Source organism: Pseudomonas sp. 05N434, from assembly GCF_056396965.1.
The window spans coordinates 1-2078 of sequence record NZ_JBFTMK010000713.1; the positions used below are offsets into that span (position 1 = coordinate 1).

Below are 2078 nucleotides of genomic sequence, written 5' to 3' on the forward strand. Positions count from 1 at the left end.
AACGCCACCACGGCCAACGCCACCACGGCCGCCCGGCGAAAACGTACCCGGCACGGTTTCCCCTGCTGCGCCTGGACCGCATCTACCTGCGCAATGCCAGCAGTCATGAGCCGCGCATACTCGGCTACAAGCCCTGGACGCACCTGTCGGACCATTTGCCGCTGGCGGTGGAGGTACGCCTGTAACACCGTCAAGCGACAGGCGCCAAGAACTGCAGCCTGAAGCAGAAAAAATGACAGTAATCACGTCACGGACTTGCTCATGGATTTTGCACTGTTCATCCGTCACGCAACCGATAGCCCACTACCCAATACGTCTGGATTGCACCTTTCAGGATGATTTTTCGTACAAACAACAACTTAGATCAGCGCCAATAATCAGTCACTTACAGAGTCTGAAATAGCCGTACCACTTATCGGCCATTTTCTTGACGCAGCGTCATCGGTCTTCTTAGCTAGTCCTTACTACCCCCGGAAATCCATCAGGGGCAAGCCTCCAGACCCCCGTAAAACGGGCGGGTCGGACCTTGCCTCAATCCATTCGGTCGCCCCTCATTCGGGGTAGGAGAGACGCCACAGCGAGATACGCATGCGATTGCAAGGTAGACCTCCATGAGAACTTCATTCACCCCACAAGAGATAAAATTCACTTTTTGCGTCGTCTCCGGTTCACTCCTGCTGTGCTCATCCATGGAGGTGCGAGCGTCGTCTGCCGAGGACGAAACAACGCCCTGGTACAGCCAGCAACTGCCGACAATTACCTTGCCCTTCGGCTTGGCCACGTATCCCGACCGCTTACGCGTCAACTCAGACTTACCCAGCTCACGCCTGACGATCGAAGACGCCGCCCCCCTGGCCTGGGACCACGTCTATGGCCCGACGTCGCGGCAGGCCCAAACCGATTATCTGGCCCAGGGCACGATCCCCGGAGCCAGCGAATTCAAAGGCCCGGCGCTCCTGACCGTGCAAAGCAACAGCGGTAGTACCCAACGGGTCGGACTGATCGGCGGCACCGCTCAATTCCAGGGTAACGACAACGGCCTGCTGACCAGCCGCGCCCTCGCCGACCCCAGCCATGACACGCTCAACCTTCAAGGCCAAAGCCTGGGTGCCTACTGGAGCCTGACCGGGGCGCAAGGCTGGCACGTCGACTTGACGGCCAGCGGCGGCCGGGTCAGCGGTTTTAGCCGCAACGACCAGGGCGTGCGACAAACCACCGAAGGCAGCGCGATGACAGTGTCGGTGGAAGGTGGTTTCCCGATTGGCCTGGGCGACAACTGGGTGGTTGAACCCCAGGCGCAGTTGATCAATCAACGCATCACGCTGGATACGCCATATGCCGGGTCAGGCAACGCCTCGTCCAGCGACCTGACCTCCTGGAGCGGTCGGGTCGGTGCACGCTTGAAAGGCAATTACGATATCAACGGCCTGCCGGTCGAACCCTATGTGCGGACCAATTTGTGGCACACGGTGTACACGGGCAACACAGTGAGCCTGGATCAGGTCGACAAAATCAGCAGCAGTCGCAATTCATCGACAGTAGACGTGGGTCTGGGGTTGGTGGCCAGAGTGACGCCTTCGGTCAGCCTGTATGTCAGCGCCGACTACAGCAGCAATGTGGTTGAAAATGATTTGAACGGGTTGATTGGCAGCCTTGGGGTGCGGATGCGTTGGTAAAAAAATCAAAAGATCGCAGCCTTCGGCAGCTCCTACAGTTCAACGTTGTCCCGCCCACCTGGGACGGTCCCGATCCTGCAGGAGCTGGCGAAGCCTGCGATCTTTTCGATCAACCCTCCGGTCGCAGAATCAACACCGCCAACGGCGGCAAATTCAACACCAGGGAAAGTGCCTGCCCATGGCTCGGTTCTTCCTCGGTGAACACCCCGCCACCGTTACCGTAATTGGACCCGGCATAGGTGTCGGCGTCGCTGTTGATCAACTCGACCCAGCGCCCGGCAAACGGCACGCCGACGCGGTAGGACTGACGCGGCACCGGGGTGAAGTTGGCCACCACCAATACCGGCCTGCCCTCCTTGCTCCAGCGTAGCCAGGCATAAACGCTGTTGATCGCGTCGTCGC

2 protein-coding genes and 1 pseudogene are annotated in these 2078 nt (G+C 59.3%); 2 read left to right on the forward strand and 1 reads right to left on the reverse strand.

From position 1 onward, the window contains the following. A pseudogene (locus AC1DLB_RS28455) lies at positions 1-185 on the forward strand (endonuclease/exonuclease/phosphatase family protein); the annotation flags it as partial. A gap of 426 nt (positions 186-611) precedes the next feature. Further along, positions 612-1676 (forward strand): autotransporter domain-containing protein, encoded by a 1065-nt coding sequence (locus AC1DLB_RS28460; protein ID WP_477743010.1) that lies wholly within the window; start codon positions 612-614, stop codon positions 1674-1676. A 109-nt stretch (positions 1677-1785) separates the two neighbouring features. Here the strand turns inward: AC1DLB_RS28460 and AC1DLB_RS28465 are convergent. Then, the coding region (locus AC1DLB_RS28465) for an alpha amylase C-terminal domain-containing protein (protein ID WP_477786132.1) at positions 1786-2078 on the reverse strand (293 nt) is incomplete at its 5' end.